The organism is Allobosea sp. FBZP-16 (assembly GCF_002831785.1).
GTDB classification, from domain to species: domain Bacteria; phylum Pseudomonadota; class Alphaproteobacteria; order Rhizobiales; family Beijerinckiaceae; genus Allobosea; species Allobosea lupini.
This window is the reverse complement of sequence record NZ_LNCQ01000022.1, coordinates 551,954-575,008: the sequence shown is the minus strand read 5'-3', so window position 1 is coordinate 575,008 and position 23,055 is coordinate 551,954. Positions and strand designations below refer to the sequence as shown.

The 23,055-nt window shown below is 67.4% G+C and carries 25 protein-coding genes; 8 read left to right on the top strand and 17 right to left on the bottom strand.

Features of this window, described 5'->3' with window-relative positions; all coding sequences use genetic code 11:
• Nucleotides 1-2: 2 nt before the first annotated feature.
• The 7 genes from moaC to CXY91_RS08980 form a co-directional block, all read right to left on the bottom strand.
• Nucleotides 3-485 (bottom strand): cyclic pyranopterin monophosphate synthase MoaC, encoded by a 483-nt coding sequence (moaC, locus tag CXY91_RS09010; RefSeq protein ID WP_100960514.1) that lies wholly within the window; start codon nt 483-485, stop codon nt 3-5.
• Entirely contained in the window at nt 482-1,294 is an 813-nt protein-coding gene (gene trpC, locus CXY91_RS09005; RefSeq protein WP_100960512.1) for an indole-3-glycerol phosphate synthase TrpC, read from the bottom strand. The genes moaC and trpC overlap by 4 nt, the downstream gene beginning before the upstream one ends.
• 8 nt (nt 1,295-1,302) lie before the next feature.
• Nucleotides 1,303-2,316 (bottom strand): anthranilate phosphoribosyltransferase, encoded by a 1,014-nt coding sequence (trpD, locus tag CXY91_RS09000; RefSeq protein ID WP_100960510.1) that lies wholly within the window; start codon nt 2,314-2,316, stop codon nt 1,303-1,305.
• Nucleotides 2,317-2,330: 14 nt separating this feature from the next.
• Nucleotides 2,331-2,948, bottom strand: coding sequence for an anthranilate synthase component II (locus CXY91_RS08995; RefSeq protein WP_100960508.1), 618 nt, complete (start codon nt 2,946-2,948; stop codon nt 2,331-2,333).
• Between the two features lie 133 nt (nt 2,949-3,081).
• Nucleotides 3,082-3,618 carry a DUF1579 domain-containing protein gene (locus tag CXY91_RS08990; RefSeq protein ID WP_199777381.1) on the bottom strand — a complete coding sequence of 179 codons (537 nt, stop codon included), beginning with the start codon at nt 3,616-3,618 and terminating at the stop codon, nt 3,082-3,084.
• 54 nt (nt 3,619-3,672) lie between these two features.
• Entirely contained in the window at nt 3,673-4,224 is a 552-nt protein-coding gene (locus CXY91_RS08985) for an SRPBCC family protein (RefSeq protein ID WP_100960506.1), read from the bottom strand.
• 31 nt (nt 4,225-4,255) lie between these two features.
• Nucleotides 4,256-4,672 (bottom strand): DoxX family protein, encoded by a 417-nt coding sequence (locus CXY91_RS08980; RefSeq protein WP_100960504.1) that lies wholly within the window; start codon nt 4,670-4,672, stop codon nt 4,256-4,258.
• Between the two features lie 244 nt (nt 4,673-4,916).
• Between CXY91_RS08980 and CXY91_RS08975 the strand changes: the two genes are divergently transcribed.
• Nucleotides 4,917-5,444, top strand: a complete 528-nt coding sequence (locus CXY91_RS08975; protein ID WP_100960502.1) for a MarR family winged helix-turn-helix transcriptional regulator — start codon at nt 4,917-4,919, stop codon at nt 5,442-5,444.
• A gap of 11 nt (nt 5,445-5,455) precedes the next feature.
• On the opposite strand, the gene CXY91_RS08970 is transcribed toward CXY91_RS08975, so the two are convergent.
• From CXY91_RS08970 to CXY91_RS08955, 4 genes are all read right to left on the bottom strand, one after another.
• Nucleotides 5,456-6,718: an RNA polymerase sigma factor gene (locus tag CXY91_RS08970; RefSeq protein WP_100960500.1), complete on the bottom strand. Its 1,263-nt coding sequence runs from the start codon at nt 6,716-6,718 to the stop codon at nt 5,456-5,458.
• Between the two features lie 2 nt (nt 6,719-6,720).
• A complete protein-coding gene (locus CXY91_RS08965) occupies nt 6,721-7,086 on the bottom strand; it encodes a YciI family protein (protein WP_100960498.1) in 366 nt (121 codons plus the stop codon).
• A 251-nt stretch (nt 7,087-7,337) separates the two neighbouring features.
• The gene (locus CXY91_RS08960) at nt 7,338-8,372 is read right to left on the bottom strand and encodes an aldo/keto reductase (RefSeq protein WP_100960496.1); all 1,035 of its coding nucleotides are present in this window, start codon (nt 8,370-8,372) and stop codon (nt 7,338-7,340) included.
• A gap of 31 nt (nt 8,373-8,403) precedes the next feature.
• Nucleotides 8,404-9,597, bottom strand: a complete 1,194-nt coding sequence (locus CXY91_RS08955; RefSeq protein WP_100960494.1) for an MFS transporter — start codon at nt 9,595-9,597, stop codon at nt 8,404-8,406.
• A gap of 108 nt (nt 9,598-9,705) precedes the next feature.
• Between CXY91_RS08955 and CXY91_RS08950 the strand changes: the two genes are divergently transcribed.
• Entirely contained in the window at nt 9,706-10,620 is a 915-nt protein-coding gene (locus CXY91_RS08950) for a LysR family transcriptional regulator (RefSeq protein WP_100960492.1), read from the top strand.
• Between the two features lie 12 nt (nt 10,621-10,632).
• Here the strand turns inward: CXY91_RS08950 and CXY91_RS08945 are convergent, their stop codons facing one another.
• The 5 genes from CXY91_RS08945 to CXY91_RS08925 all read right to left on the bottom strand — a co-directional run bounded on the left by CXY91_RS08945 (nt 10,633) and on the right by CXY91_RS08925 (nt 17,053).
• Nucleotides 10,633-11,427 (bottom strand): ABC transporter ATP-binding protein, encoded by a 795-nt coding sequence (locus tag CXY91_RS08945; protein WP_100960489.1) that lies wholly within the window; start codon nt 11,425-11,427, stop codon nt 10,633-10,635.
• Entirely contained in the window at nt 11,424-12,347 is a 924-nt protein-coding gene (locus CXY91_RS08940) for an ABC transporter permease (RefSeq protein ID WP_100960487.1), read from the bottom strand. Before CXY91_RS08940 ends, CXY91_RS08945 begins: the two co-directional genes overlap by 4 nt.
• 80 nt (nt 12,348-12,427) lie before the next feature.
• Complete coding sequence (locus CXY91_RS08935; RefSeq protein WP_100960485.1) at nt 12,428-13,402, bottom strand: ABC transporter substrate-binding protein; 975 nt, start codon at nt 13,400-13,402, stop codon at nt 12,428-12,430.
• Between the two features lie 218 nt (nt 13,403-13,620).
• Nucleotides 13,621-15,135 (bottom strand): anthranilate synthase component I, encoded by a 1,515-nt coding sequence (trpE, locus tag CXY91_RS08930; protein WP_100960484.1) that lies wholly within the window; start codon nt 15,133-15,135, stop codon nt 13,621-13,623.
• A gap of 10 nt (nt 15,136-15,145) precedes the next feature.
• A complete protein-coding gene (locus CXY91_RS08925; protein WP_248307407.1) occupies nt 15,146-17,053 on the bottom strand; it encodes a peptidylprolyl isomerase in 1,908 nt (635 codons plus the stop codon).
• 149 nt (nt 17,054-17,202) lie between these two features.
• On the opposite strand from CXY91_RS08925, the gene tpiA reads away from it, so the two are divergent.
• From tpiA to CXY91_RS08910, 3 genes are all read left to right on the top strand, one after another.
• Nucleotides 17,203-17,964, top strand: a complete 762-nt coding sequence (tpiA, locus tag CXY91_RS08920) for a triose-phosphate isomerase (RefSeq protein WP_100960482.1) — start codon at nt 17,203-17,205, stop codon at nt 17,962-17,964.
• Nucleotides 17,965-18,082: 118 nt separating this feature from the next.
• Entirely contained in the window at nt 18,083-18,487 is a 405-nt protein-coding gene (gene secG / locus CXY91_RS08915; RefSeq protein WP_091828792.1) for a preprotein translocase subunit SecG, read from the top strand.
• Nucleotides 18,488-18,614: 127 nt separating this feature from the next.
• On the top strand, nt 18,615-20,243 hold the full coding sequence (locus tag CXY91_RS08910; RefSeq protein WP_100960480.1) for a CTP synthase: 1,629 nt from the start codon (nt 18,615-18,617) through the stop codon (nt 20,241-20,243).
• Nucleotides 20,244-20,253: 10 nt separating this feature from the next.
• Here CXY91_RS08910 and CXY91_RS08905 read toward each other — a convergent pair whose 3' ends face one another.
• Nucleotides 20,254-20,634 carry a GFA family protein gene (locus CXY91_RS08905; protein WP_100960478.1) on the bottom strand — a complete coding sequence of 127 codons (381 nt, stop codon included), beginning with the start codon at nt 20,632-20,634 and terminating at the stop codon, nt 20,254-20,256.
• Between the two features lie 118 nt (nt 20,635-20,752).
• Here CXY91_RS08905 and CXY91_RS08900 point away from each other — a divergent pair, with 118 nt between their 5' ends.
• The 3 genes from CXY91_RS08900 to CXY91_RS08890 are packed head-to-tail and all read left to right on the top strand — an operon-like array spanning nt 20,753 to nt 22,972.
• Nucleotides 20,753-21,154, top strand: a complete 402-nt coding sequence (locus CXY91_RS08900) for a DUF350 domain-containing protein (RefSeq protein WP_091828798.1) — start codon at nt 20,753-20,755, stop codon at nt 21,152-21,154.
• Nucleotides 21,155-21,163: 9 nt separating this feature from the next.
• Entirely contained in the window at nt 21,164-21,802 is a 639-nt protein-coding gene (locus tag CXY91_RS08895; protein ID WP_091828800.1) for a DUF1190 domain-containing protein, read from the top strand.
• A 3-nt stretch (nt 21,803-21,805) separates the two neighbouring features.
• On the top strand, nt 21,806-22,972 hold the full coding sequence (locus tag CXY91_RS08890) for a glutathionylspermidine synthase family protein (protein ID WP_100960475.1): 1,167 nt from the start codon (nt 21,806-21,808) through the stop codon (nt 22,970-22,972).
• Nucleotides 22,973-23,055: the final 83 nt, after the last annotated feature.

Genomic DNA, 23,055 nt, shown 5'->3' with positions numbered 1-23,055 from the left:
GCCTATGGTCCTGCGATCTCGTAGGTTCCGGACTTGCCGCCGGATTTATGCACGAGTCGGACGCCTTCGATATGCATGGCGCGATCGGCCGCCTTCACCATGTCGTAGATAGTGAGGCAGGCGACACTGACGGCGGTCAGCGCCTCCATCTCGACTCCGGTCTTGCCGGTCAGCTTGACCTCGGCGCGGACGCGCACGCCCGGCAGGGCCTCGTCGATCGACAGGTCCACGGAAATCTTGCTCAGGAGCAGCGGGTGGCAGAGCGGGATCAGCTCGTGCGCGCGCTTGGCCGCCATGATGCCGGCGAGGCGGGCGGTGCCGAGCACATCGCCCTTCTTGGCCTCGCCGTCGCGGACGATCGCCAGCGTCTCGGCTTGCATCACCACATGGCCTTCGGCGATCGCCGTGCGGACAGTCTCGGCCTTGTCGCCGACATCGACCATATGGGCCTCGCCCTTCTGGTCGAGATGGGTGAGGCGGCTCACGCCGCCGCCTCGGCAGTCTTGCCGGTCAGAAGCTGGCGGGTCGCCGCCGCCACGTCCGCCTGGCGCATCAGGCTTTCGCCGACCAGGAAGGTGTTGACGCCGCAAGCCTGCAGGCGGGCGATGTCGTCATGCGTGAAGATACCGCTCTCGCCGACCAGCAGGCGATCCTTGGGCACGCGCGGCGCCAGCCGCTCGGTGACGGCGAGGTTGAGCTCGAAGCTGCGCAAATCGCGGTTGTTGATGCCGACGAGCCGGGTGTCGAGCTTCAAGGCGCGCTCCAGCTCGGTTTCGTCATGGACCTCGGCGAGCGCGGCCATGCCAAGCGCTTTCGCCGTCGCGACGAGCTCGCGCGCGGCGGCATCGTCGAGCGAGGCCATGATGATCAGGATGCAGTCGGCACCCCAGCTGCGCGCCTCGAAGACTTGGTAGGGCTCGAACATGAAGTCCTTGCGCAGACCGGGCAGGCCTGAGGCGGCGCGCGCTTCGCCAAGATATTCCGGCCGGCCCTGGAACGAGGGCATGTCGGTCAGCACCGAGAGGCACGCGGCACCGCCTGCGGCATAAGCCTTGGCCAGCGCGGGCGGGTCGAAATCGGGGCGGATCAGCCCCTTGGAGGGCGAGGCCTTCTTGATCTCGGCGATCAGGGCCGGGCCGCCGGCGCGGTGCTTGGCTTCGAGCGCGCCGATGAAGTCGCGCGGGGCCGCTTGCGTCGCTGCGCGCTTCTCGATTTCGGCCTGAGGAATCGCCAGCCGAGCAGCCGCGATCTCCTCGCGCTTATAGGCCTCGATCCGCCTGAGAATATCGGACATGGATGGCCTCACGCATTGGAACTGGCGACGAGGGCTGCGAGCGCGGCCTTGGCCTTGCCATTGTCCAGCACCGCATAGGCCTGCGCCAGCCCTTCGCCGAGCGTAGCCGCCTTGCCGGCGACGACGAGCGCGGCGGCGGCATTGAAAGCGGCGATGTCGCGGAAGGCGCTCTTCGCACCGCCGAGCACCTCCTGCAGCGCCTGCGCATTCTGCGCCGGCTCGCCGCCGCGCAGATCCTCGGGCTTTGCACGCGGAATACCGACATCCTCGGGCGCGATATTGAAGCTCTCGATCTTGCGGTCCTTCAGCGCGACGATGCGGGTCGGGCCGGTGGTGGTGATCTCGTCGAGGCCGTCGGAGCCGTGGACCGCCCAGACGGTATGCGAGCCCAGCGATTGCAGCACCTTGACCATCGGCTCGAGCCAGGTCTCGGAGAAGGCGCCAATGAGCTGCTGCTTGACGCCGGCCGGGTTCGAGAGCGGGCCGACCAGATTGAAGATGGTGCGGGTGCCGAGCTCGGTGCGCACCGGCGCGACATGGCGCATCGAGGCGTGATGGGTCGGTGCGAACATGAAGCCGACGCCGGCCTGCGCGATGCAGCGCTCGGTGCCGGCCGCCTCCAGCCCGACCTTGACGCCGAGCGCGGTCAGCACGTCGGCGGCGCCGGAGCGCGAGGAGGCCGCGCGGTTGCCATGCTTGGCGACCGGGACGCCGCAGGCCGCGACGATGATCGAGGCAAGCGTCGAGACATTGTAGGAACCGGAGGCGTCGCCGCCGGTGCCGACGATGTCGATCGCGTCGGCCGGCGCCTCGACGGTGAGCATGCGGGCGCGCATGGCGGTGACGGCGCCGGCGATCTCCTCGGTGGTCTCACCGCGCACGCGCAGCGCCATCAGGAAGGCGGCCGCCTGCGCATTCGTGACCTCGCCGGAGAGCATCGATTCGAAGGCGTCGCGGGCTTCCTCGCGCGACAGCGAGGCGCCGGTCGCGACTTTGGCGATGAAGGGTTTGAAGTCGTCCATGGGAACTCGATCGATCAGGCTGTCGCGGAAAGGGCGGCTTTGGCGTTCTGGCGCGACCATCGCTCGGCGAGATCGAGGAAATTGCGCAGGATCGTCGCGCCATGCTCCGAGGCGATGCTCTCGGGATGGAACTGCACGCCGTGGACGGGCAGGTCGCGATGCGACAGCGCCATGATCATGCCGTCGCCGGATTCGGCCTCGATGGAGAGCTCGGTCGGGCAGGTCTCGCGGCGGACGACGAGCGAGTGATAGCGCGTCGCCTCGAGCGGCCCGTTGATGCCGTGGAACAGGCCCCGCGCGCGGTGGGTGATGGTCGAGACCTTGCCGTGCATCGGCAAAGGCGCGCGCACCACTTCGCCGCCGAAGACCTGGCCGATCGTCTGCAAGCCGAGGCAGACGCCGAAGATCGGCTTCCTGTCGGCGCCCTCGCGTACGAGATCGAGGCAGATGCCGGCCTCGTTCGGGGTGCAGGGGCCGGGCGAGAGCACGATCGCGTCATGGTCGCCGGCGAGGGCGTCATTGACCGAGAGCGTGTCGTTGCGGCGCACGTCGACCTCCGCCCCAAGCCCGCCGATCAGGTGGACCAGGTTCCAGGTGAAGCTGTCGTAATTGTCGATCAGCAGGATGCGCATCGTCTTGGGGCCGTCCCCACCCAGTTTCTCAGGGCTGCACATGCCCCTGAACGCGCGCCCCGGTCAAGCGCGAGGGCGCGGAGCTGGTCGCTCCGCGCCCTCGGTTGTCGTCAATTGTGCCGGCGCTCGGCCGTCACTTCACCCGGCGATAATGCGCCGTCATGAACTGGACCCACTGGCCATCCTCGCCCTTGGCGCGCGAGGACAGGATGTGATGGTCCGGGCTCTTGACCTCGACGATGTCCTGATAGGCCGCCGTCTGGCCGGGCTTGGTGAAGTCGGGGCCTTCGGTGTCGAGGGTCAGCACTGTGCCATCGGCGCTGCGCGTGCCGGAGTAGACCCATTGACCGCTCATCATCGAGCCGATGAAGGAGCCGACATAGCGTTCCTTGAGCGGATCGTAGCCGAGCGTGATCCGGGTCTTCGCCGGGCTGCCATCGGGCATGCAGCCGGTGCCGTCGCCGACGAGCCAGAGCTCGCCGATCGACGAGTAGGACTGCGTGCCGGTCGATTTCATCGGAGGCTGGTCCGGACCCATCATGCATTCGCTCTCATAGGTCCATTCGCCGATGAGCTGGAGGAGCCAGTCATGCTCCGCCTGGGGCTTGGATGGCATGCAGCCGGAAAGGTCGCCGGCCTGCGGCTTGTCGAGTTCTGCTGCGTTGCTCATGGTTCTTCCTCCTTGGCTTTGCTTCTCTGGGGTGGACAGTCGAATGCGCCGTGGTCAGGCGGCGGCAGCAACCAGCTGCGGGCGCTCCGTGGCCTGCTTGAGCGCGGCGAGGCCCTTCTCGAAATCGCCGCCGACCATGCGGTCCATGTTGAAGATCGTGCCCATGACCTTGCCCATGAACGGGCAGGCGCCCTGCATGTGCCAGGTCACCAGCGTGCCGCCCTCTGCCGGGGTCAGGCTGAATGTGATCAGGTTGTGGCAGGCCATGGGCTTGGTCATGTCGAGCGTGATGGCGAGCTTGGTCGGCGCCTGGACCTCGACGATCGCAAGTTCGCCGGTGCCGGCCTGCTTGTTGCCGTCGAAGGCGTAGACGGCGCCGACGCCGGAGGTTGCGCCCCTGAAGCTGCGCTTCATCGCCGGATCCTTCTTCTCATAGGGCGACCAGGCGCCCCATTCCTGGAAGTCCGCGAGCAGGGCGAAGATGCGCTCGGGTGTCGCCCGGATCGTCGCGGAACGGCTGACCTCGAAGAGATCGGGCTTGCGTGCGGCGACAATGAGGAGGCCGGCGACAAGGGCGAGCACGGCGATGGCGAGATAGGTAAGCATGGCACTCTCCTGTGTGGGGTGGGTTCGCGGGTCAGGCGCCGAGACGGACGGGGATCAGGCGGCGCAGCCGCGGATCGCGCAGGTAAAGGCTGCCCCAGGCCAAGAGGCCGAGATAGAGGCCGAAGAGGAGATGGCTGAAGAGCGGGCTGCCGACGCGCAGATGCGTCGCCATGGCGCCGCCGAGCAGGCCGGTCAGCAGGATGGCCCCGAGCACCGACGTGCGCGGCAGCGCATACAGCAGCGCGATGACGAGCGTCATCAAGCCGAGCCCGCGCGCCAGCTCCTGCGAGCCGGAATAGCCAAGCTGCTGCATCGTCTCGGTGACGATGGCGAGTGGCGCCAGCTTGATGCCGCCGTCGAAGATCAGAAAGGCGACGATGATGCCGCTCATGATGCGCCCGGTCCAGAGCTGTCCGGCGGGCGTGGTGGGCAGGGTGGTGGACTGCATGGAAGCTCCGATTTGATAGGGCTCCGCCGGCCCGGATGTGCGGGCAGGTTTCGTCCGAGGTTCGGGGCCGGCGTATCCGGTCGCTGCCACGAGGACGTTGGCGGTCCGGACGTGCCGACAGAGCGAGATGAATTTTTTTCGAGCCGTCGGTTTTGGTATTTATCTTGATGACAAGATAAATCTGACGTTGTCTCGATGTCAAGATATATTCATGATGCGCGCCACATGATCAGCGGAGGCCACGATGAGCGATGATGCAGGGCAGGGCAGCGACCATATCGACCGGTTGCGCGGACAGTGGCAGCGCGAGTTACCGGAGCTGGATACCTCGCCCATGGCGGTGCTCGGCCGGGCCCGGCGGATCACGCTGCGGGTGCGGCCGGGGATCGAGGCGGTTTTCGCTCGCCATGGTCTCGATACCGGCGAGTTCGACGTGATCTCGACCTTGCGGCGGGCCGGAGCGCCCTGGCGGCTGACGCCGACCGAGCTCTACCGCACGCTGATGATCTCCTCGGGCGGGCTCACGGCCCGCCTCAATCGTCTGGAGGCGGCCGGCCTGATCCGGCGGCGCGAGGCGGAGGAGGACAAGCGCAGTCTCCTGGTCGAATTGACCGAGGCCGGCCGCGCCAAGGCCGAGGCCACATTCCGCGAGGACATGGCGCTGGAGAAGGGTCTCCTCGCAGGCCTGAGCGCCCATGAGCAGGAGGACCTGGCGGCGCTGCTGCGCAAGCTCGCGCTCAGCCTGGAGGACGATGGCGCTGGCGCGGGCTAGCGTGGCCTCCTTCAGCCCGCCGCGGCCTGCCCGCTCTCGCGCATCAGCCGGTCGATATGCTGGCGGATATGGGCGGCCTCGCTGGCCGAGCCTGCGAGCGATATGGCGCGGTCGAAGATGCTACGCGCCTCGCGGTCGCGGCCGAGCTGCATCAGCAGCCAGCCCTTGAAGCCGAAGAAGTAGAAATAGCCCGAGAGTTGCTGTTCCAGCGGCTCGACCATGGCGAGCGCAGCTTCAGGCCCTCGCAGCTTGGCGACAGCGACGGCGCGGTTGAGCGTGATGACCGGCGAAGGCTGGATGTGCTCCAGCGTGGCGTAGAGGATGTCGATCTGGGCCCAGTCGGTCTCGTCCGGCCGCGCTGCGCGACTGTGGACGCCGGCGATCGCTGCCTGGACCTGGTAGGGGCCGGGCCGGCGATGGCGCATCGCCTTGTCGACCAGCGCCAGACCCTCCGCGATCATCTCGCGGTCCCAGAGCGTCCGGTCTTGATCGTCGAGCAGGACGATCTGGCCGTCGGCGTCGAGCCTGGCCGGCGCACGGGCGTGCTGAAGCAGCATCAGCGCCAGCAACCCCATGATTTCCGGCTCGGTCGGGAACAGTCGCAGCAGCAGCCGCATCAGCCGGATCGCCTCCTCGCTGAAGGGGCGCCGCCGGTCGGCCTCGGCGCCGCTGGCCGAATAGCCCTCGTTGAAGACGAGATAGAGCATCGCCGCGACCGCTGCGAGCCGTTCGGCGCGCTCGATCGGGCCGGGAGTCTCGAAGGGGACGTGGGCTGCGGCAACCCGCGCCTTGGCACGGGTGATGCGCTGCTCCATCGCGCTCTCGCCGACGAGGAAGGCGCGGGCGATCTGCTTGACGCTGAGCCCCGACACGATGCGCAAGGCGAGCGCGACCTGCTGCGTCGACGGCAGGTCGGGGTGGCAGCAGATGAACAGGAGGCGCAGGATGTCGTCGCGGTAATGGCCGCCGTCGAGCCGCTCGGCGACCTCGCTCTCGGCATCGCCGAGATCGGAGAGCCGATCCTCGTCAGGCAGCGCTTCCTGCTTCTTCTGGCGCCTGACCTGATCGAGCGCGACATTGCGGCCGACAAAGATCAGCCAGGCGGCGGGATCGCGCGGCGGGCCGTTCTGCGGCCAGGTCTTGAGCGCCCGGAGGCAGGCCTCCTGATAGGCCTCCTCGGCGATGTCGAGATCGCGGAAATAGCGCAGCAGGGCGCTGATCGCCTGAGGGCGCGCCGACGTCAGCGCCGCATGGATCCAGGCGATCTCCGCCATGATCAGACTCCGGCCGGATAGTAGACAGCGAGCGGACGGACCTCGAAGGCCCCGCCCGGATTGGCCTCGCCGAGCTCGCGTGCGATGCCGAGCGCCTCGTCGAGATCGGCGACGTCGACGATGTAGAAGCCGAGGAACTGCTCCTTGGTCTCCGCAAAGGGGCCGTCGATGATCAGCGGCGGATCCCGGTCCTTGCGCAGGGTGGTCGCGGCCGTGGTCGGCAACAGGCGTGCGACCGGGCCGAGCTTGCCTTCCTTGGCGATGCGCTGGCGGACCTTTTCGAGGCGGCCCATGACCTCGTCGTTCTGCTCCTTCGTCCAGGCCGTGACGACCTCTTCGGAATGATAGCAAAGGATGGCGTAGTGCATGCGCAGCGCTCCGGTTCAGGCCAAGGACGTTCGGCCGGGCCGGCAGCCGACAAGGCCGCGCGAAAAAAATCAAGCTGCGAGCGCAGCGCATTCAAGCCATCTTCCCTCCCTCAGCCCTCATCCTGAGGAGCGATCGCAGATCGCGTCTCGAAGGATGCTTCAGCAGTGTCGAGAGCTTCCTGGAGCATCCTTCGAGACGCCGCTGCGCGGCTCCTCAGGATGAGGGCTGACGGATTTGTTGGATCGTTGCGTCACACCACCGGCGGGTTGAGCCGGGCGAAGCCTTCCTGGCGATGATAGGGGAAGGCCGGGTAGGGCGGCACCGTCGCGCTCGCCTTGTCGAGCCGGGCGATCTGCTCCGGCGTCAGGGCCCAGCCGACAGCGCCGAGATTGTCGCGCAATTGCTGCTCGTTGCGGGCCCCGATGATCACGGATGCGACGGTCGGACGCTGCAGCAGCCAGTTGATCGCGATCTGCGGAACCGTCTTGCCGGTTTCCCCGGCGAGCGCATCGAGCACGTCGACGATATCGTAGAGCTTCTGATCGTCGACTGGCGGGCCGAAATCGGCAGTCTGGTGCAGGCGGCTGCCTTCCGGCAGGGCTTGTCCGCGCCTGATCTTGCCGGTGAGGCGTCCCCAGCCGAGCGGGCTCCAGACGAGGGCGCCGACGCCCTGATCGAGGCCGAGCGGCATCAGGTCGAACTCGTAGTCGCGGCCGACCAGCGAATAATAGACCTGATGGGCGACATAGCGCGGGAAGCCGTGCTTCTCGGCGATAGCGAGCGACTTCATCAACTGCCAGCCGGCGAAGTTGGAGACGCCGACCTGGCGGATCTTGCCGGCGCGGACCAGCGCATCGAGCGTCGACAGCACCTCCTCGATCGGCGTGAAGGCGTCGAAGGCGTGGAGCTGGAGCAGGTCGATATGATCGCTGCCGAGCCGGCGCAACGCGGCGTCGGTGCCGTCGATCAGGCGGCTGCGCGAGGAGCCGGCATCGTTCGGGCCATCGCCCATCGGCAGGGTCATCTTGGTCGAGATCAGGACCTTGTCGCGCCGGCCCTTGATCGCGGCTCCCAGGACCTCCTCGGAGGCGCCGTTCGAATAGACGTCGGCGGTGTCGAACAGGTTGACCCCAGCTTCCAGGCAGATGTCGACGAGGCGGGTCGCCTCCTTGGCGTCGCTGGTGCCCCAGTTGCTGAAGAGCGGGCCCTGGCCGCCGAAGGTGCCGGCGCCGAAGCTGAGTGCCGGGACCTTCAGACCTGAGCGGCCGAGATATCTGTAGTCCATGGTGGAAATCCTTCTGTGAAGTCTTTGATATTCAAGCCTGCGGGCAAGAGGCGGGGGCGGGCTGCAGCGCCGCCTGCGGGCGCCTGTCGAGGCGCAGGCTGATCACGGCCAGGACCAGGCTCGCCAGCGGCACCAGGGCGGCGACCCAGGTCACGGCGGCCAGCCCCGGCCCGTGCTCGATGGTGACGCCGCCGAGCCAGGCGCCGAAGGCATTGCCGAGATTGAAGGCAGCGATGTTGAGGCTGGAAGCGAGACTACGACCGGCAGGCCCGGCCTTGTCGAGCACGCGCATCTGCAAGGGTGCGACGGTGGCGAAGGCAGCGGCACCGATCAGGCCGACGAAGATCGTCACGGCGATAGGCGAGCGCAGCGTCGCCGTCATCGCGAAGAGGACGATGGCGAGGGTCGCCGTGGTCGCGAGCAGGGCGACCGGAAGGTTGCGGTCGGCGAGCTTGCCGCCGAGCATGTTGCCGACGATCAGGCCGAGGCCGAAGAGCAGCAGGATCGGCGACACGGCCTCCTGCGAGAAGCCCGTGATCTCGACCAGGATCGGCTGGATATAGGTGAAGACCGCGAAGACGCCGCCGAAGCCGAGTACGGTCATGGCGAGGCCGAGCAGCACCTGCGGGTCGGCAAGGGTCGCGAGTTCCTGGCGCAGCGGCGCGACCTCGACCTTGCCCTTGTCGGCCGGCAAGAGACGGGCGAGCACCAGCATGGCGACGACGCCGATCGCGGCGATGGTCCAGAAGGTGGCGCGCCAGCCGAAGTTCAGGCCGAGCCAGGCGCCGGCGGGCACGCCGAGCAGGGTCGCGATGGTGAGGCCGGTGAACATCACGGCGATGGCCGAGGCCTTCTTGTCCTCGGGCACGAGGCTGGTCGCAACGACCGAGCCGACGCCGAAGAAGGTGCCATGCGCCAGCGAGGTGACGATGCGTGCCGCCATCAGCAGCCCGTAGCTCGGGGCGAGCGCACAGGCGATGTTGCCGAGGGTGAAGATCGCCATTAGCAGGATCAGCACCTGCTTGCGCGGTAGCTTGCGGGTGGCCAGCGTCAGGACGGGCGCGCCGACGAAGACGCCGAGCGCATAGCCGGAGATCAGCAGGCCGGTCATCGCGACCGAGACCTGCAGGTCGGCGGCGACCTGCAACAAGAGGCCCATGATGACGAATTCAGTGGTGCCGATGCCGAAGGCACCGGCGGTGAGGGCATAGACGGCAATGGGCATGGCAGGCTCCGCGCCAGGGGGAGAGGAGATGATGCCCAGCCAGATGGTGCAATGCAGCGGCTTGAACTAGAATGCCGCTCGTAACATCACCTGTGACTTGAGTTCATCATGGCCGCCCTGCTCAGCAACCGCTCCGGCGAGATGGAGGTGTTCGCGGCCGTGGTCGAGCGCGGTGGCTTCTCCGCCGCGGCCAAGCTCTTCGGCATGACGCCGTCGGCCGTGAGCAAGCTGGTCACGCGGCTGGAGGCAAGGCTCGGCGCCAGGCTGGTCAACCGCTCGACGCGCAAGCTGCAGCTGACCGCAGAAGGACAGGCCTTCCACCAGCGCTGCGTCACCATCCTCTCCGATATTGCCGAGGCGGAATGCGAGGCCGCCGCCGGGCGGGCGCCGCGCGGGCGGGTGCGGGTCAACGCCAATGTCGCCTTCGGCAACCAGATTCTGCTGCCGCTGGTGCCGACCTTCCTGGCCGAGCATCCCGACCTCTCGGTCGATCTCGTCTTCACCGACCAGGTCGTCGACCTGATCGAGGAGCGGGCGGATATCGCGATCCGCGTTGCGCCCGGGCCCTTGCGCGGCAACCAGCTGATGGCGCGCAAGATCGGCGAGAGCGGCGTAGCCGTGGTCGCTTCCCCCGACTATCTCGCGCGCCATGGCGAGCCGAGGACGCCGGCCGATCTGGCGAAACACAACCTGATCGGCTTCAACTTCGCCCGCTCGGTAGAGGGCTGGCCGTTCCGCGTCGACGGCGCGCTGATCTCGATCGCCGCCGTCGGCAACACCCAGGTCGGCGACGGCGAGATCGCGCGCCAGCTCGCGGTTGCCGGAGTTGGCCTGGCGCGGCTGGGGCGCTTTCATACCCAGACCGAGGTCGCCGCGGGCCGGCTGGTCACGGTGCTGGAGGACTTCAATCCCGGTGACATCGAGGTCATCCACGCCGTCTATCTCGGGCAGGGCGGTTTCGTGCCGGCCCGGATGCGGGCCTTCATCGATTTCCTGGCCCGGAATGTGAAGATTCGGGCCTGACAGCCTGAAGCCTCAGCTCAGCAGCAGGCTGTCGTCGGAGAGTTCCTCGCCGCGCACCTGCTTGAACAGGCGCAAGAGATCGGGAACGTCCATCGCCTTGCGGCGCTCGCCGGCGATGTCGAAGACGACCTTGCCCTCATGCAGCATCACGGTACGGCTGCCATGGTCGAGCGCGTCGCGCATCGAATGGGTGACCATCAGCGCGGTCAGCTTCTGATCGTCGACGATGCGCCGGGTCAGGTCGAGCACGAAGGCGGCGGTGCGGGGATCGAGCGCGGCGGTGTGCTCGTCGAGCAGCAGGGTCTTGGTGCCCGCCAGCGTCGACATCAGCAGGCTGACCGCTTGGCGCTGACCGCCTGACAGCAGGCCCATCGAATCGCGGAGGCGGTTCTCGAGGCCGAGGCCGAGGACCGCCAGCTTGTCGCGAAACAACGCGCGCCGCGAGCGGTCAAGCGCCGCGCCGAGGCCACGGGCGCGACCGCGCGCCTGAGCCAGCGCCATGTTCTCCTCGATCGTCAGGCGTTCGCAGGTGCCTGCCATCGGGTCCTGGAAGACGCGCGCGATCAGCCCGGCGCGCTTTGGTGTCGGCCAGCGCGTCACGTCGATGCCGTCGACTTCGACCGTGCCGCGCTCGGCCCGGGCATCGCCACTGAGGACGTTGAGCAATGTCGACTTGCCGGCGCCGTTCGAGCCGATCACGGTGATGAACTCGCCCTCGGGCACGGTGAGATCAAGGCCGCGCAGAACGCGGTTCTCCAGCGGCGTGCCGCGCCCGAAGGTGACATGGACGTCCCGGACGCTGATCATGGCGCGCTCCGCTTGAACAGGCTGCGCAGCGGATTGGCGATCCCGGGCAGCATCAGCGCGATGCCGACCAGCACTGCGGTGACGAGGTTGAGGTCGGAGGCGCGCAGGCCGAGCCAGCCGGCGTTCAGCGCAAGCGCGATGGCGAGGCGATAGGCGATGGCGCCGATCAGGCAGGAGAAGACCGCAACGACGATCGATCTGGTGCGCAAGATGGTCTCGCCGAGGATGACGGCGGCGAGGCCCGCGATGATCGTGCCGGTGCCGATACTGACGTCGGCGAAGCCGGCCGTCTGCGCGAACAGAGCGCCAGCCAGGGCGACGAGGCCGTTGGAAAGGGCGACGCCGACATAGATGTACATGTCGGTGCGGATGCCCTGCGCCCGCGCCATGCGCGGATTGGCGCCGGTTGCACGCATGGCGAGCCCGAACTCGGTCTTGAGGAAACGGGCTAGGAGGGCGGCGATCACGGTGACGATGATCAGCAGCGCGAGCACGCGCAGGGTCGGGCGGGCGGGCAGCCCCATGGCAGCGATGAACGGGTTCAGCCAGGTGAAGAAATCGATCACCGTCGGCCGGTTCATCAAGGGGATGTTGGGCACGCCCATGACCCTGAGATTGATCGAAAACAGCGCCGTCATCGTCAGGATGCCGGCAAGCAGATGCAGGATCGAAAAGCGAATGTTGAGCCAGGCGGTGACCGTGCCGGCGAGGCAGCCGGCGACGATCGCCGCCAGCGTCGCAAAGACCGGATTGACGCCACCTGCGATCATCGCCGCCGCGACGGCGGCGCCGAGCGGCAAGGTGCCGTCGACCGTGAGGTCGGGAAAGTCGAGGACGCGGAAGGTGATGTAGACGCCGAGCGCCACGAGAGCGAACACCAGTCCGATCTCGATGGCGCCCAGGGTGGCGATGAGACTCATCGGTCGCCCTGCTTGCTCTGTTCCGGAAAGATTAGGCGGCCGAAGAGAGCGGCGGCGCGGGAACGCCGCCGCGCCTCAGATCAGTTGATCACCTGCTTGGCGCGGGCCTGCACGGCCGCCGGGATCGTCACGCCCATGGCGGCGGCCGCCTTGGCGTTGATGACAAGGTTGCTGCCGCTGGCGTTCTTGACCGGGATCGTGCCGGGCTTCTCGCCCTTGAGGACGCGCACGACCACAGCGCCGGTCTCGACGCCGACCTGAAAATAGTCGAAGCCGATCGAGGCGACCGAGCCCTTCTGGACCGACTCGGTGTCACCGGTGAAGACCGGCAGCTTGTTGTCGGTGCCGACGGCGAGCACGGTGCCGAGCGCCGAGATGATGGTGTTGTCGGTCGGCAGGTAGATTGCGTCGACCTTGCCAACGAGATTCTGCGCTGCGCCGGAGACATCGGCGGTGCGGCCGGCCGAGGCCTCGACGATCTGGAGGTTGCGGGCTGGCGCCAGCGCTTTCACGGCGTTGAGCAGCGCGACACTGTTGGCCTCGCCGGGATTGTAGACGACGCCAATCTTCTTGGCAGACGGCACCAGCTCCTTGATCAGGTCGAACTGGGCCTCCAGCGGCGAGAAGTCGGAGATGCCGGTTACGTTGCCGCCGGGCGCCTGCCTGTCCTTGACGATCTGGGCGGCGACAGGATCGGTCACGGCGGTGAAGACGACGGGAATCGTCTGCGTTGCCGTGACCATCGCCTGGGCCGAAGGGGTCGCGATCGCGACGATCACGTTCGGGTTCTCGCCAGCGAATTTCTGGGCGATCTGGGCTGCCGTCGCCGGCGAGCCCTGCGCCGATTCATAGCGGAAGGTCAGGTTGGTGCCGTCCTTGTAGCCGGCCTCCTCCAGCGCCTTCTTGACGCCGTCGCGGGCGGCGTCGAGCGCCGGGTGCTCGACGATGGCGGTGACGGCGACCGTCACCTTCTGGGTCTGCTGGGCGATGGCGGCCGTGCCGGCCAGAAGCGCCAGGGCAAGACCGCTGCCGATCATGGTTGCGCGCAAACGCATGGTTTCCTCTCCATTTGTCGCCGAGCCCTGTCTGTCCGCGTCAGGCATCCGCGCGAACGGGCAGGGCCGGTTCTGATTGCTGAGTGGCCACCCACGACAACCTTGAGGCTAGTGAGCGGCGATCTCGACTACCGGCAATATGCGCGGGCCAAAACACGCCGCGCAAGTGAGCGGACATGCGTCTTCGGGGTGCGCGTATGCAGGCTATTGCTACAGGATCATTGGCCTCGCCGGCTACGGGCGGCGAAGCGCACGGCCTCTTCGGCCGCCTTGAACAGGGCTTTCGCCTTGTTGATGCATTCGAGCTGTTCGGAGGCCGGGTTCGAATCGTAGACGATGCCGGCGCCGGCCTGGACCTGCATGCGGCCGTCCTGGACGACCGCCGTGCGCAGGACGATGCAGGTGTCCATCTCGCCATTGGCGCCGAAATAGCCGATGCAGCCGCCATAGGCGCCGCGTCCGTCCTTCTCCAGCTCGTCGATGATCTCCATGGCGCGCACCTTCGGCGCGCCTGAGACGGTGCCGGCAGGGAAGCCGGCAGCGAGGGCCGAGAGCGCGTCGTGCTCGCCGGAGATGCGTCCCTCGACGTTCGAGACGATGTGCATCACCTGGCTGTAGCGCTCGATGAAGAAGGAATCGGTGACATTGACGCTGCCGATCTCCGCAACGCGGCCGACATCGTTGCGGCCGAGGTCGAGCAGCATCAGATGCTCGGCCCGCTCCTTGGGATCGGCCAGCAACTCGTCGGCGAGAGCCTCGTCGGCAGCGGGCGTTGCGCCGCGCGGGCGGGTGCCGGCGATCGGCCGGATCGTGACCTTGCCGTCGCGCAGGCGAACCAGAATCTCGGGGCTCGAGCAGACGATCTGGAAGGCCTCGAAATCAAGATAGCAGAGAAAGGGCGCCGGATTGACCCGCCGCAGCGCCCTGTAAAGCGCGAAGGGCGGCAATTCGAACGGCGCTTCGAAGCGCTGGGAGAGCACGACCTGGAAGATGTCGCCGGCACGGACATATTCCTGCGCGGTCGCGACCATCGCGTGGAACTCGGCCTCGCTGGTGTTCGATGTGGAATCCGGATGCGGGATCGCCGCAATGTCGATGCCGGCTTCATCGGGCAGGGGGCCTTCGAGCGCCCGTACCACCGCGTCCAGCCGCTCCTGCGCCCGTTCATGCGCCGCGCGAGCCGGGACGTTCGCCAGCGGGCGCACCGGCGTCACCACCGTGATCTCGTCGCGGATCGAATCGAACACGACCATCAGCGTCGGGCGGGTCAGGATCGCGTCGGGCACGCCGGGGCCGGTGGCTTTCGCTTCCGGCAGGCGCTCCATCAAGCGCACCATGTCGTAGCCGAGATAGCCGAAGACACCGGCGGCCATAGGCGGCAGGCCGTCGCGATCGGGGATGGCACTCTCAGCGAGCAGGGCGCGCAGCGACTCGAAGGCCGGGCGCGGATCGGCGACGAAATCCTCATCCTGAGCGAGGCGGCGAAGCGAGGCCTGCCCGCGATGGCAGCGCCAGATCAGGTCGGGATCGAGCCCGATCATCGAGTAGCGGCCGCGCACGGCGCCGCCCTCGACGGATTCGAGCAGGAACGCCGGGCCCCCATAGGTATGGCGCAGTTTCAGGAAGGCGGCGACCGGCGTCTCGCAATCGCCGACCAGCGAGAGCGTCAGCAATTGCGGCTCGCCGGCCTGATAGGCGGCGGCGAAGCGGGCGAAATCGGCGGCCGGATCCATGCGTCCTGCTTCAGTTCTGGCCACCGGTGGCGTTGCGCAACGCCGCCTGGTTGAGCTGGACGCCGAGATCGTTCTGCAGCTTGCCGACATATTGGGCGAGGAGATCCTCGCTGATGCTCGACGTCAGCAGCCTGACGAAGTTCTCGGCATCCTCGGTGGTGCGGGCATAGGGGCTGACCGTCGCCGACTTGACCTGGAAGACGACGCGGCCGGTGTTTTCGACCGCGGCCGAGCCCGCCTTGCCGGCCGGCGTGCCGAAGACCAGCGAGACGACATTGCGCGGCAGGGCGTCGCTCTGGTCCTGACGGCCGAGCGTCGCATCCTCCAAAGCAAGTCCCTGGGCGAAGGCGAGCGCGTCGAGCTTCTCGCCGGCGTCGAGCTTCTGCACGATGTCGCGGGCCTGGGCCGAGAGGCGCGAGGCGACCTCGTCGGAGCGCCATTGCTTCTCGACCTCCGCCTTGACCTCATCGAAGCCGCGCTCGCGCGGCGGATCGATCTTGGTCACGTCGAACCAGACATAGCCGCCATTATTGGGCAGGCGCACCGCTTCGTTGTCGACGCCGATATCAGTGCGGAACAGCGCCTGCAGCGTCGTGTCGCCGCCGGGGAGGGAGGTCTCCTGCGTGCCGTCGGCCTTGCCGAGGCTCGCATCGGCCGGGCCGAAATTGCGCAGAGGGAGATTGAACTCCTTGGCGATCTCCGGCAGCGGCCTGGCCGAGGCGCGCTGGTCCTCGACCTTGTCGTGCAGATCGGTCAGCTGCTCGGCGGCGCGGCTCGTCGCGACATCGCGACGGACCTCGTCGGCGACCTCTTCGAAGCTCTTCAGACGGGCCGGCTCGATCGCCGGGACGCGCAGCAGCACGACGCCGAAGCCGCCCTGCACGGGCTCGCTGACCGCGCCTTGCGCCAAAGCGAAGGCGGCATCGCGCACGGCCGGATCGAACAGGCCCTCGCGGGTGAAGGTGCCGAGCGTCAGATCGGCCTCGGCGACATTGCGGCTGGTACCGATCGCCTCGAAGGTCTCGCCGGCGTCGATCCTGGCCTTGGCGGCCTTGGCCTCCTCCATCGAGGGAAAGCCGATCTGCTGGACGGTGCGTCGCTCGGCGGAGCCGAAGCGCTGGGTCTTGATCTGCTCGTAGCGGGCGCGGGCGTCGGCGTCGCTGACCTTGCTCGGGTCGGCAAGGCTGGCCGCCGTCAGGACCAGTACGTTGGCGGTACGGTACTCCGGCGCGCGGAAGGCGGCCTTGCGTTCATCGAAATACTTGCGCAGCACCTCGGCGCTCGGCGCCGGGATCTCGCCGGCGGCGCTCTCGGGCAGGGTGATATAGGCAATCTCGCGCTGCTCATGGCGCAGGCGATGGCCGAGTTCCTGCAGTGCGACCGGGGCCGTGACCGCGCCGACGACCATCTCGGCGATCTCCTGGCGCATCGTCGCGGCGCGCTGCTCGCGCACGAACTGCTGCTCGGTCAGGCCGATCGCGCGCAGCAGCTCGTTGAAGCGGGCCGGATCGAACTGGCCGGCAGCGTTCTTCAGGTTCGGATCGGTGAAGAGGATCGTGCGCACGGTCTCGTCGGAGACGGCGAGACCCAGCTTCGCGGCCGTCTGGTCCAGGGTCGCGTCGGTGACGAGGCGCGAGAGCACGCGCTGGTCTAGGCCGAGCGCCCGGGCCAGATCGGGGCTGATCTGGCGGCGCTGCTGGCGCTGCAGCTGCTGGATCTCGTTCTGATAGGCCGTGCGCACCTGCTCGAGGCCGATCTCGGTCTTGCCGACGACGGCGACGGCGTTGCGGCCATAGCCACGGAAGATGTCGCCGATGCCCCAGACCGCGAAGGAGATGATCAGGAAGCCGAACATCACGGCGATGATGAGCTTGCCGATCAAGCTCTGCCCCGCCTTGCGGATGCCCTGCATCATCATGGTCTTATCTTCCCGATCCTCTCGCGGCCGTGCCGCTGCGCGCCGCTTATAGGAAGAGCGACGCCTTCCGGCAATCGCTCTGGATCGCCTTGATTGCGATCGGGGTACGGCATTGCTAGAGCCAGATGGACAAGATTTGGAGAGCAGCCGTGACGCGAACGATCAAGCCGCTGGTGGCGGGCAACTGGAAGATGAACGGGCTGAAGGCCGACCTCGCCATCGCAGCCGAGGTCGCCCAGGGCCACGACGCCACGTTGCGGCGGGCCGTCGACCTCGCGATCTGCCCGCCCGCAACGCTGCTGTTCACGCTGACGGCTTCGCTGATCGGCTCGCGTATCGCGACCGGCGGGCAGGATTGCAGCGCCCATGCCAGCGGCGCCTATACCGGCGAGGTCTCGGCGCCGATGCTGGTCGATGCCGGTGCGACCTATGCGATCGTCGGGCATTCCGAGCGCCGGACCCTGCATGGCGAGAGCAATGCGCAGGTGAAGGCCAAGGCCGAGGCGGCGCTGGCTGCGGGATTGACGCCGATCGTCTGCGTCGGCGAGACCAAGGACGAGCGCGAGGCCGGCAAGGCGCTGGCGATCGTGAAGAAGCAGCTGCGCGGCTCGGTGCCGGACGGCGCGAGCGCAGCCTCGCTGGTCGTCGCCTATGAGCCGGTCTGGGCGATCGGCACCGGCCTGACCCCGACAGCGGCCGATGTCGCGCAGATGCACGAGGCGATCCGGGCCGAGCTCGGGCGCATCCTCGGCAAGGCTGTGGCCGCCGGCGTCAGGCTGCTCTATGGCGGCTCGGTCAAGCCGAGCAATGCGGCCGAGCTGATGAACGTCGCCAATGTCGATGGCGCGCTCGTCGGTGGCGCCAGCCTCAAGGCCGAGGACTTCCTCGCGATCGCGCGCGCCTGCGCCTGATCCGAAGGGAGATTGAAATCGCAGGTGGCATGGGCGGAAAGCCCATGCTATGGCCAGCGCCGTTCCGCGGGATGCCGCCATCTTGGCAGGCGCCCGCGCCATACCCATTTCGAGAGCCATGCAGAACGTCCTCATCGTCATTCACCTGCTGATCGTGATCGCGCTGGTCGGCGTCGTGCTGCTGCAGCGCTCCGAAGGCGGCGGCCTCGGCATGGGCTCGGGCGGCGGAGGCGGCGTCGGCGGCTTCATGACCGGCCGCGGCCAGGCCAATGCGCTGACCCGCGCCACGGCCATTCTCGCCGGCCTGTTCTTCATCACCTCGATCGCGCTGGCGGTGATGGCGACGCATGGCCGCACGCAGCGCTCGATCATCGACGGCGCCCCGGCGCCTGCCGGCACGACCGCCCCGGCCGCGCCGAGCGGGCCTTCCGCGCCGAATGCCGGCGGGGTGCTCGACCAGCTCCGGCAGATGCAGAACCAAGGCGGGTCGCAACCGCCGCAGCCGGGAACCCCGACGCGGTGACCGGAACGAGACAAGGGCAGGGGCCGGGAAACCGGCCCTTCTCTTTTGTGGACAAGCGTAGAGCGCAGGATCGGTCTGCACCGACCCGCTTAGCGAATCGAAATCCTAGCGTTAAAGGTGATCTCCCATGACGCGGTATGTTTTCATCACCGGCGGCGTGGTGTCCTCGCTTGGCAAAGGCCTGGCGGCGGCTGCTCTGGCTGCTCTCCTGCAGGCGCGTGGCTATAAGGTCCGCCTGCGCAAGCTCGACCCCTATCTCAATGTCGATCCGGGCACGATGAGCCCGTATCAGCATGGCGAGGTCTTCGTCACCGACGACGGCGCCGAGACCGATCTCGACCTCGGTCATTACGAGCGCTTCACCGGCCGGCCCTGCAACAAGGGCGACAACATCACCACCGGCCGCATCTACATGGACATCCTGACGCGCGAGCGGCGGGGCGACTATCTCGGCGCCACCATCCAGGTGATCCCGCACGTCACCAACGCCATCAAGGAATTCGTCCTCTCCGGCAATGACGGCTACGACTTCGTGCTGGTCGAGATCGGCGGCACGGTCGGCGACATCGAGAGCCTGCCCTTCCTCGAGGCGATCCGCCAGACCAACCAGCAATTGCCGCGCGGCCAGTGCATCTTCCTGCATCTGACGCTGCTGCCCTATATTCCGACCGCTGGCGAGCTGAAGACCAAGCCGACGCAGCACTCTGTCGCCGAGCTGCGCTCGATCGGCATCCAGCCCGACATCCTGCTCTGCCGCACCGATCGCGAGATCCCGGTCGAGGAGCGGCGCAAGCTCGCGCTGTTCTGCAATGTCCGCGAGACCGCAGTGATCGAGGCCCGCGACGTTGCCTCGATCTATGATGTGCCGCTGTCCTATCACGCCGAGGGGCTCGATACCGAGGTCCTGGCCGCCTTCGGCCTGGACGACAAGACCGCCCCCGACATCAGCAACTGGCGGCGGATCTCCGAGCGGATCAAGAACCCGGAAGGCGAGGTCACCATCGCCATCGTCGGCAAGTACACCGGGATGAAGGACGCCTATAAGTCGCTGATCGAGGCACTGACCCATGGCGGCATCGCCAACCGGGTCAAGGTCAATCTCGACTGGATCGAGTCCGAGGTGTTCGAGAAGGAGGACCCGGCGCCGTTCCTCGAGCATGTCCACGGCATCCTCGTGCCCGGGGGATTCGGCCATCGCGGCGCCGAGGGCAAGATCAAGGCGGCGAGCTTCGCCAGGCAGCGCAAGGTGCCCTATTTCGGCATCTGCTTCGGCATGCAGATGGCGGTGATCGAAGCGGCGCGTTCGCTCGCCGGCGTCAAGGACGCCAATTCGACCGAGTTCGGCCCGACCGAGCAGCCTGTCGTCGGCCTGATGACCGAGTGGATGCGCGGCAACGAGCTGGAGCAGCGCTTCTCCGGCGGCGATCTCGGCGGCACGATGCGGCTCGGCGCCTACCAGTCGAAGCTGTCGGACGACACCAAGATCGCGCAGATCTACGGCTCGACCGAGATCTCCGAGCGGCATCGCCACCGCTACGAGGTCAATATGGGCTATCGCGAGCTGCTCGAGGCCAGGGGCCTGCGTTTCAGCGGCGTCTCGCCCGACGGACTGCTGCCGGAGACGGTCGAATATCCCGACCATCCCTGGTTCATCGGCGTGCAGTACCATCCCGAGCTGAAGTCGCGGCCGTTCGAGCCGCATCCGCTCTTCGCCAGCTTCATCGAGGCGGCGGTGGTGCAGAGCCGCCTGGTCTGATCCTTGGCGATCAATCGACCGGCACCGCGACCCAGGGGTGGCGGTGCTGGGAGTAGACCTGCTTGCCCGGCGCCGGAAAATCCGGGTCGGCGAAGGCGCCGACGGCGACCGCGATCATCTCCGGCTTGCGCAATGGCTCCCAATAGACCGTGCTGCCGCAGCGCGGGCAGAAGTGCTGCGTAACGTCGAAGCCGCTGTCGGCCTCGCGGCTATAAGATTTCGCTTCGCCGCTGATCTCGACCTCTGAACGCGGGAAGAAGGCGGCGATGCCATAGGTGCTGCCGGTGCGCCGCTGGCATTCCCGGCAATGGCAGAGCGCGACGAGCGCCGGCTCTCCGCGGCAGATCAGGCTCAGAGCCCCGCAAGAGCATTGCGCATGTCTGTCCTTCATGGAGTGTCTCCGTGACGTCGTCCGCGCGTTCACAGCCCAAGCCGCGACAGTCTGGCGCGCCGGCGCCGCTGCCGTATAGTGATCTCCTTGAGCATCATGGCATGCAAGGGGCGGCAGCATGACGATCTCGATGGCCGGGTTGCCGGCGTTCATTCTGTATTTCTGCGTCGGGTTCGCGCTGATCGCCGGCTTTGCCGCGGTCTACATGCGGCTCACCAACCATGACGAGATCGCGCTGATCCGCGGCGGCAATCTCTCCGCCGCGATCGCTTTCGGCGGCAATCTGGTCGGCTTCTCGGTGCCGCTGGAGACGGCGATCGAGCAGGCGGCGAGCATTCCCGACCTGGTGATCTGGGCGGTGATCGCCATGGTCGTCCAGTTTGGCGCCTATGGCTTTGCCCGCATCGTCATCCCCGATCTCTCGCGCAAGATCGAGGAGGACCGGATTCCCTCGGCAGCGATGCTGGCAGTGATTGCCGTGATCAGCGGCACGCTCGCCGCTGCCAGCATGAGCTTGTAGGAGGCCGCAATGAAGCGCTCGACCCAGATCGGGCTCGCCGCGGCAGGCGTGGTGCTTGTCGCGACCTACTGGTCGCTCTCCGGCGGCGAGACCGATGATTCGCTGGTCTACAGCAATCTCGCCGAGTGCCGGGCAGCCAACCTGCTCGGCTCCAGCCAGTGCGAGCAGCGCTTCAACGAGGCCTCCGCCAACCATCTGCGCGATGCCAAGAAGTTCACCAGCAGTGCTTCCTGCGAGCAGGAATACGGGGCCAGCGGTTGCCAGAGCGCGGTCTGGAACAATGCCCAGGTCTTCATCCCGGCCTTGGCGGGGATCATGCTGGCGCGGCAGTTCATGTCGGGCGGCGGCGCGGCGCAGCCATTGCTGCCGCCGACCAGCGCGGCCTGTCCGCCAGGTACGCGCCAGCCCGGCTCCGGGCGTCCCGAATGCGAGCAGCCCGCCCGGAGCTCGTCCTCGTCATCCTCTTCGTCGAGTGGCGGCTATTATGGCGGCAGCAGCAGCCGCTCGCGCGCCTATACGACCACCTCCGGCCAGGCGATGGTCGCGCGCAACATCTCCTCGACCGGCATGGCGAGCACGCCGAGCGTCGCATCCCGCGGCGGCTTCGGCTCGACCTCGCGCTCCTTCTCCTCCTCGTCGTCGTCCTGACCGATGCAGCGCCTTCGCCCATCACCACGCAAGAACTGGCAGGGCGAGGCCGAGCGTCTCGGCTTCGCCTATCACACGCTCGACGGCGAGATCTATTGGGACGAGAGCGTCGCCTATGCCTTCTCGCTGAAGGAGATCGAGGAAGACATCGAGGCTCCGACCAGCGAGATCGAAGGCCTGTGCTTCGCCTTTGTCGAGCGTGCCCTGAAGGACGAGGCCATCCTGCGCCGGCTCGCGATCCCGGAGCCACAATGGAGCCTGATCCGCGACAGCTGGCAGCGCGGCGATCGCAATCTCTATGGCCGGCTCGACCTCGCCTATGACGGCAAGGGGCCCGCAAAGCTGCTTGAGTACAACGCCGACACGCCGACCTCGCTGTTCGAGGCGGCCGTGGTGCAATGGGACTGGCTCGAGCAGGCGATGGCGCAGGGCCCGATCTCGCGCGGCTGCGACCAGTTCAACTCGCTGCACGAGCGCCTGATCGCCGCCTTCGGCCAGCTGCGCAGTCCGAAACCGGAGCGCATGCACTTCACCTGCGTGCAGGGCAGCGTCGAGGACAAGGGCACGGTCGACTATCTGATGGATTGTGCCGGCCAGGCCGGAATCGACGCCCGTTTCACCTTCATCGAGGAGATGGGCCTGCTCGCCGACGGGCGCTTCTGCGACGGCGCCAGCCTGCCGATCGAGATGCTGTTCAAGCTCTATCCCTGGGAGTGGCTGTTCCGCGAGCAGTACGCCTCGGCGCTTGCCGGCTCGCGCTGCCAGTTCGTCGAGCCGCCCTGGAAGGCGCTCGTCTCCAGCAAGGGGCTGCTGCCCTATCTCTGGGAGATGGCGCCCGGCCATCCCAACCTCCTGCCTGCCTATTTCGAGGACGATCCGCGCTGCGCGGAGCTGGGCGCGAACTACGTCCGCAAACCGCTCTATTCGCGGGAGGGCGCCAATGTGACGCTCATCGAGGGCGGTACGGTGCGCGACAGCGATGATGGGCCCTATGGCGCCGAGGGCTTCATTCTGCAGGCGACCGCGATGCTGCCGAACTTCGACGGCAACTATCCGGTGCTCGGCTCCTGGCTGGTGGCTTCGCAGCCTTGCGGGCTCGGCATCCGGGAGGATACGACTCCGATCACCAAGAACACCTCGCGCTTCGTGCCGCATTTCATCGAGCCTTGACCCTCTGGGAAGCTCCCAGTCGTCCCAGTCGTCCCGGGCGGAGCGCAGCGGAGACCCGGGACCCATTCCGGAACGGTTCAGGC

Excerpts from the sequence above, each read along its gene's own strand:
- CXY91_RS08985 (WP_100960506.1), bottom strand. The coding sequence starts at position 4,224 with ATGCTTACCTATCTCGCCATCGCCGTGCTCGCCCTTGTCGCCGGCCTC.
- CXY91_RS08890 (WP_100960475.1), top strand. The coding sequence starts at position 21,806 with ATGCAGCGCCTTCGCCCATCACCACGCAAGAACTGGCAGGGCGAGGCC.
- CXY91_RS08950 (WP_100960492.1), top strand. The coding sequence starts at position 9,706 with ATGGCCGCCCTGCTCAGCAACCGCTCCGGCGAGATGGAGGTGTTCGCG.
- CXY91_RS08935 (WP_100960485.1), bottom strand. The coding sequence starts at position 13,402 with ATGCGTTTGCGCGCAACCATGATCGGCAGCGGTCTTGCCCTGGCGCTT.
- CXY91_RS08905 (WP_100960478.1), bottom strand. The coding sequence starts at position 20,634 with ATGAAGGACAGACATGCGCAATGCTCTTGCGGGGCTCTGAGCCTGATC.
- secG (WP_091828792.1), top strand. The coding sequence starts at position 18,083 with ATGCAGAACGTCCTCATCGTCATTCACCTGCTGATCGTGATCGCGCTG.
- trpC (WP_100960512.1), bottom strand. The coding sequence starts at position 1,294 with ATGTCCGATATTCTCAGGCGGATCGAGGCCTATAAGCGCGAGGAGATC.
- CXY91_RS08965 (WP_100960498.1), bottom strand. The coding sequence starts at position 7,086 with ATGCACTACGCCATCCTTTGCTATCATTCCGAAGAGGTCGTCACGGCC.
- CXY91_RS08970 (WP_100960500.1), bottom strand. The coding sequence starts at position 6,718 with ATGGCGGAGATCGCCTGGATCCATGCGGCGCTGACGTCGGCGCGCCCT.
- CXY91_RS08980 (WP_100960504.1), bottom strand. The coding sequence starts at position 4,672 with ATGCAGTCCACCACCCTGCCCACCACGCCCGCCGGACAGCTCTGGACC.
- CXY91_RS08975 (WP_100960502.1), top strand. The coding sequence starts at position 4,917 with ATGAGCGATGATGCAGGGCAGGGCAGCGACCATATCGACCGGTTGCGC.
- CXY91_RS08900 (WP_091828798.1), top strand. The coding sequence starts at position 20,753 with ATGACGATCTCGATGGCCGGGTTGCCGGCGTTCATTCTGTATTTCTGC.
- CXY91_RS08940 (WP_100960487.1), bottom strand. The coding sequence starts at position 12,347 with ATGAGTCTCATCGCCACCCTGGGCGCCATCGAGATCGGACTGGTGTTC.
- trpD (WP_100960510.1), bottom strand. The coding sequence starts at position 2,316 with ATGGACGACTTCAAACCCTTCATCGCCAAAGTCGCGACCGGCGCCTCG.
- CXY91_RS08945 (WP_100960489.1), bottom strand. The coding sequence starts at position 11,427 with ATGATCAGCGTCCGGGACGTCCATGTCACCTTCGGGCGCGGCACGCCG.
- trpE (WP_100960484.1), bottom strand. The coding sequence starts at position 15,135 with ATGGATCCGGCCGCCGATTTCGCCCGCTTCGCCGCCGCCTATCAGGCC.
- CXY91_RS08925 (WP_248307407.1), bottom strand. The coding sequence starts at position 17,053 with ATGATGATGCAGGGCATCCGCAAGGCGGGGCAGAGCTTGATCGGCAAG.
- CXY91_RS08895 (WP_091828800.1), top strand. The coding sequence starts at position 21,164 with ATGAAGCGCTCGACCCAGATCGGGCTCGCCGCGGCAGGCGTGGTGCTT.
- CXY91_RS08995 (WP_100960508.1), bottom strand. The coding sequence starts at position 2,948 with ATGCGCATCCTGCTGATCGACAATTACGACAGCTTCACCTGGAACCTG.
- CXY91_RS08955 (WP_100960494.1), bottom strand. The coding sequence starts at position 9,597 with ATGCCCATTGCCGTCTATGCCCTCACCGCCGGTGCCTTCGGCATCGGC.
- CXY91_RS08990 (WP_199777381.1), bottom strand. The coding sequence starts at position 3,618 with ATGAGCAACGCAGCAGAACTCGACAAGCCGCAGGCCGGCGACCTTTCC.
- CXY91_RS08960 (WP_100960496.1), bottom strand. The coding sequence starts at position 8,372 with ATGGACTACAGATATCTCGGCCGCTCAGGTCTGAAGGTCCCGGCACTC.
- CXY91_RS08910 (WP_100960480.1), top strand. The coding sequence starts at position 18,615 with ATGACGCGGTATGTTTTCATCACCGGCGGCGTGGTGTCCTCGCTTGGC.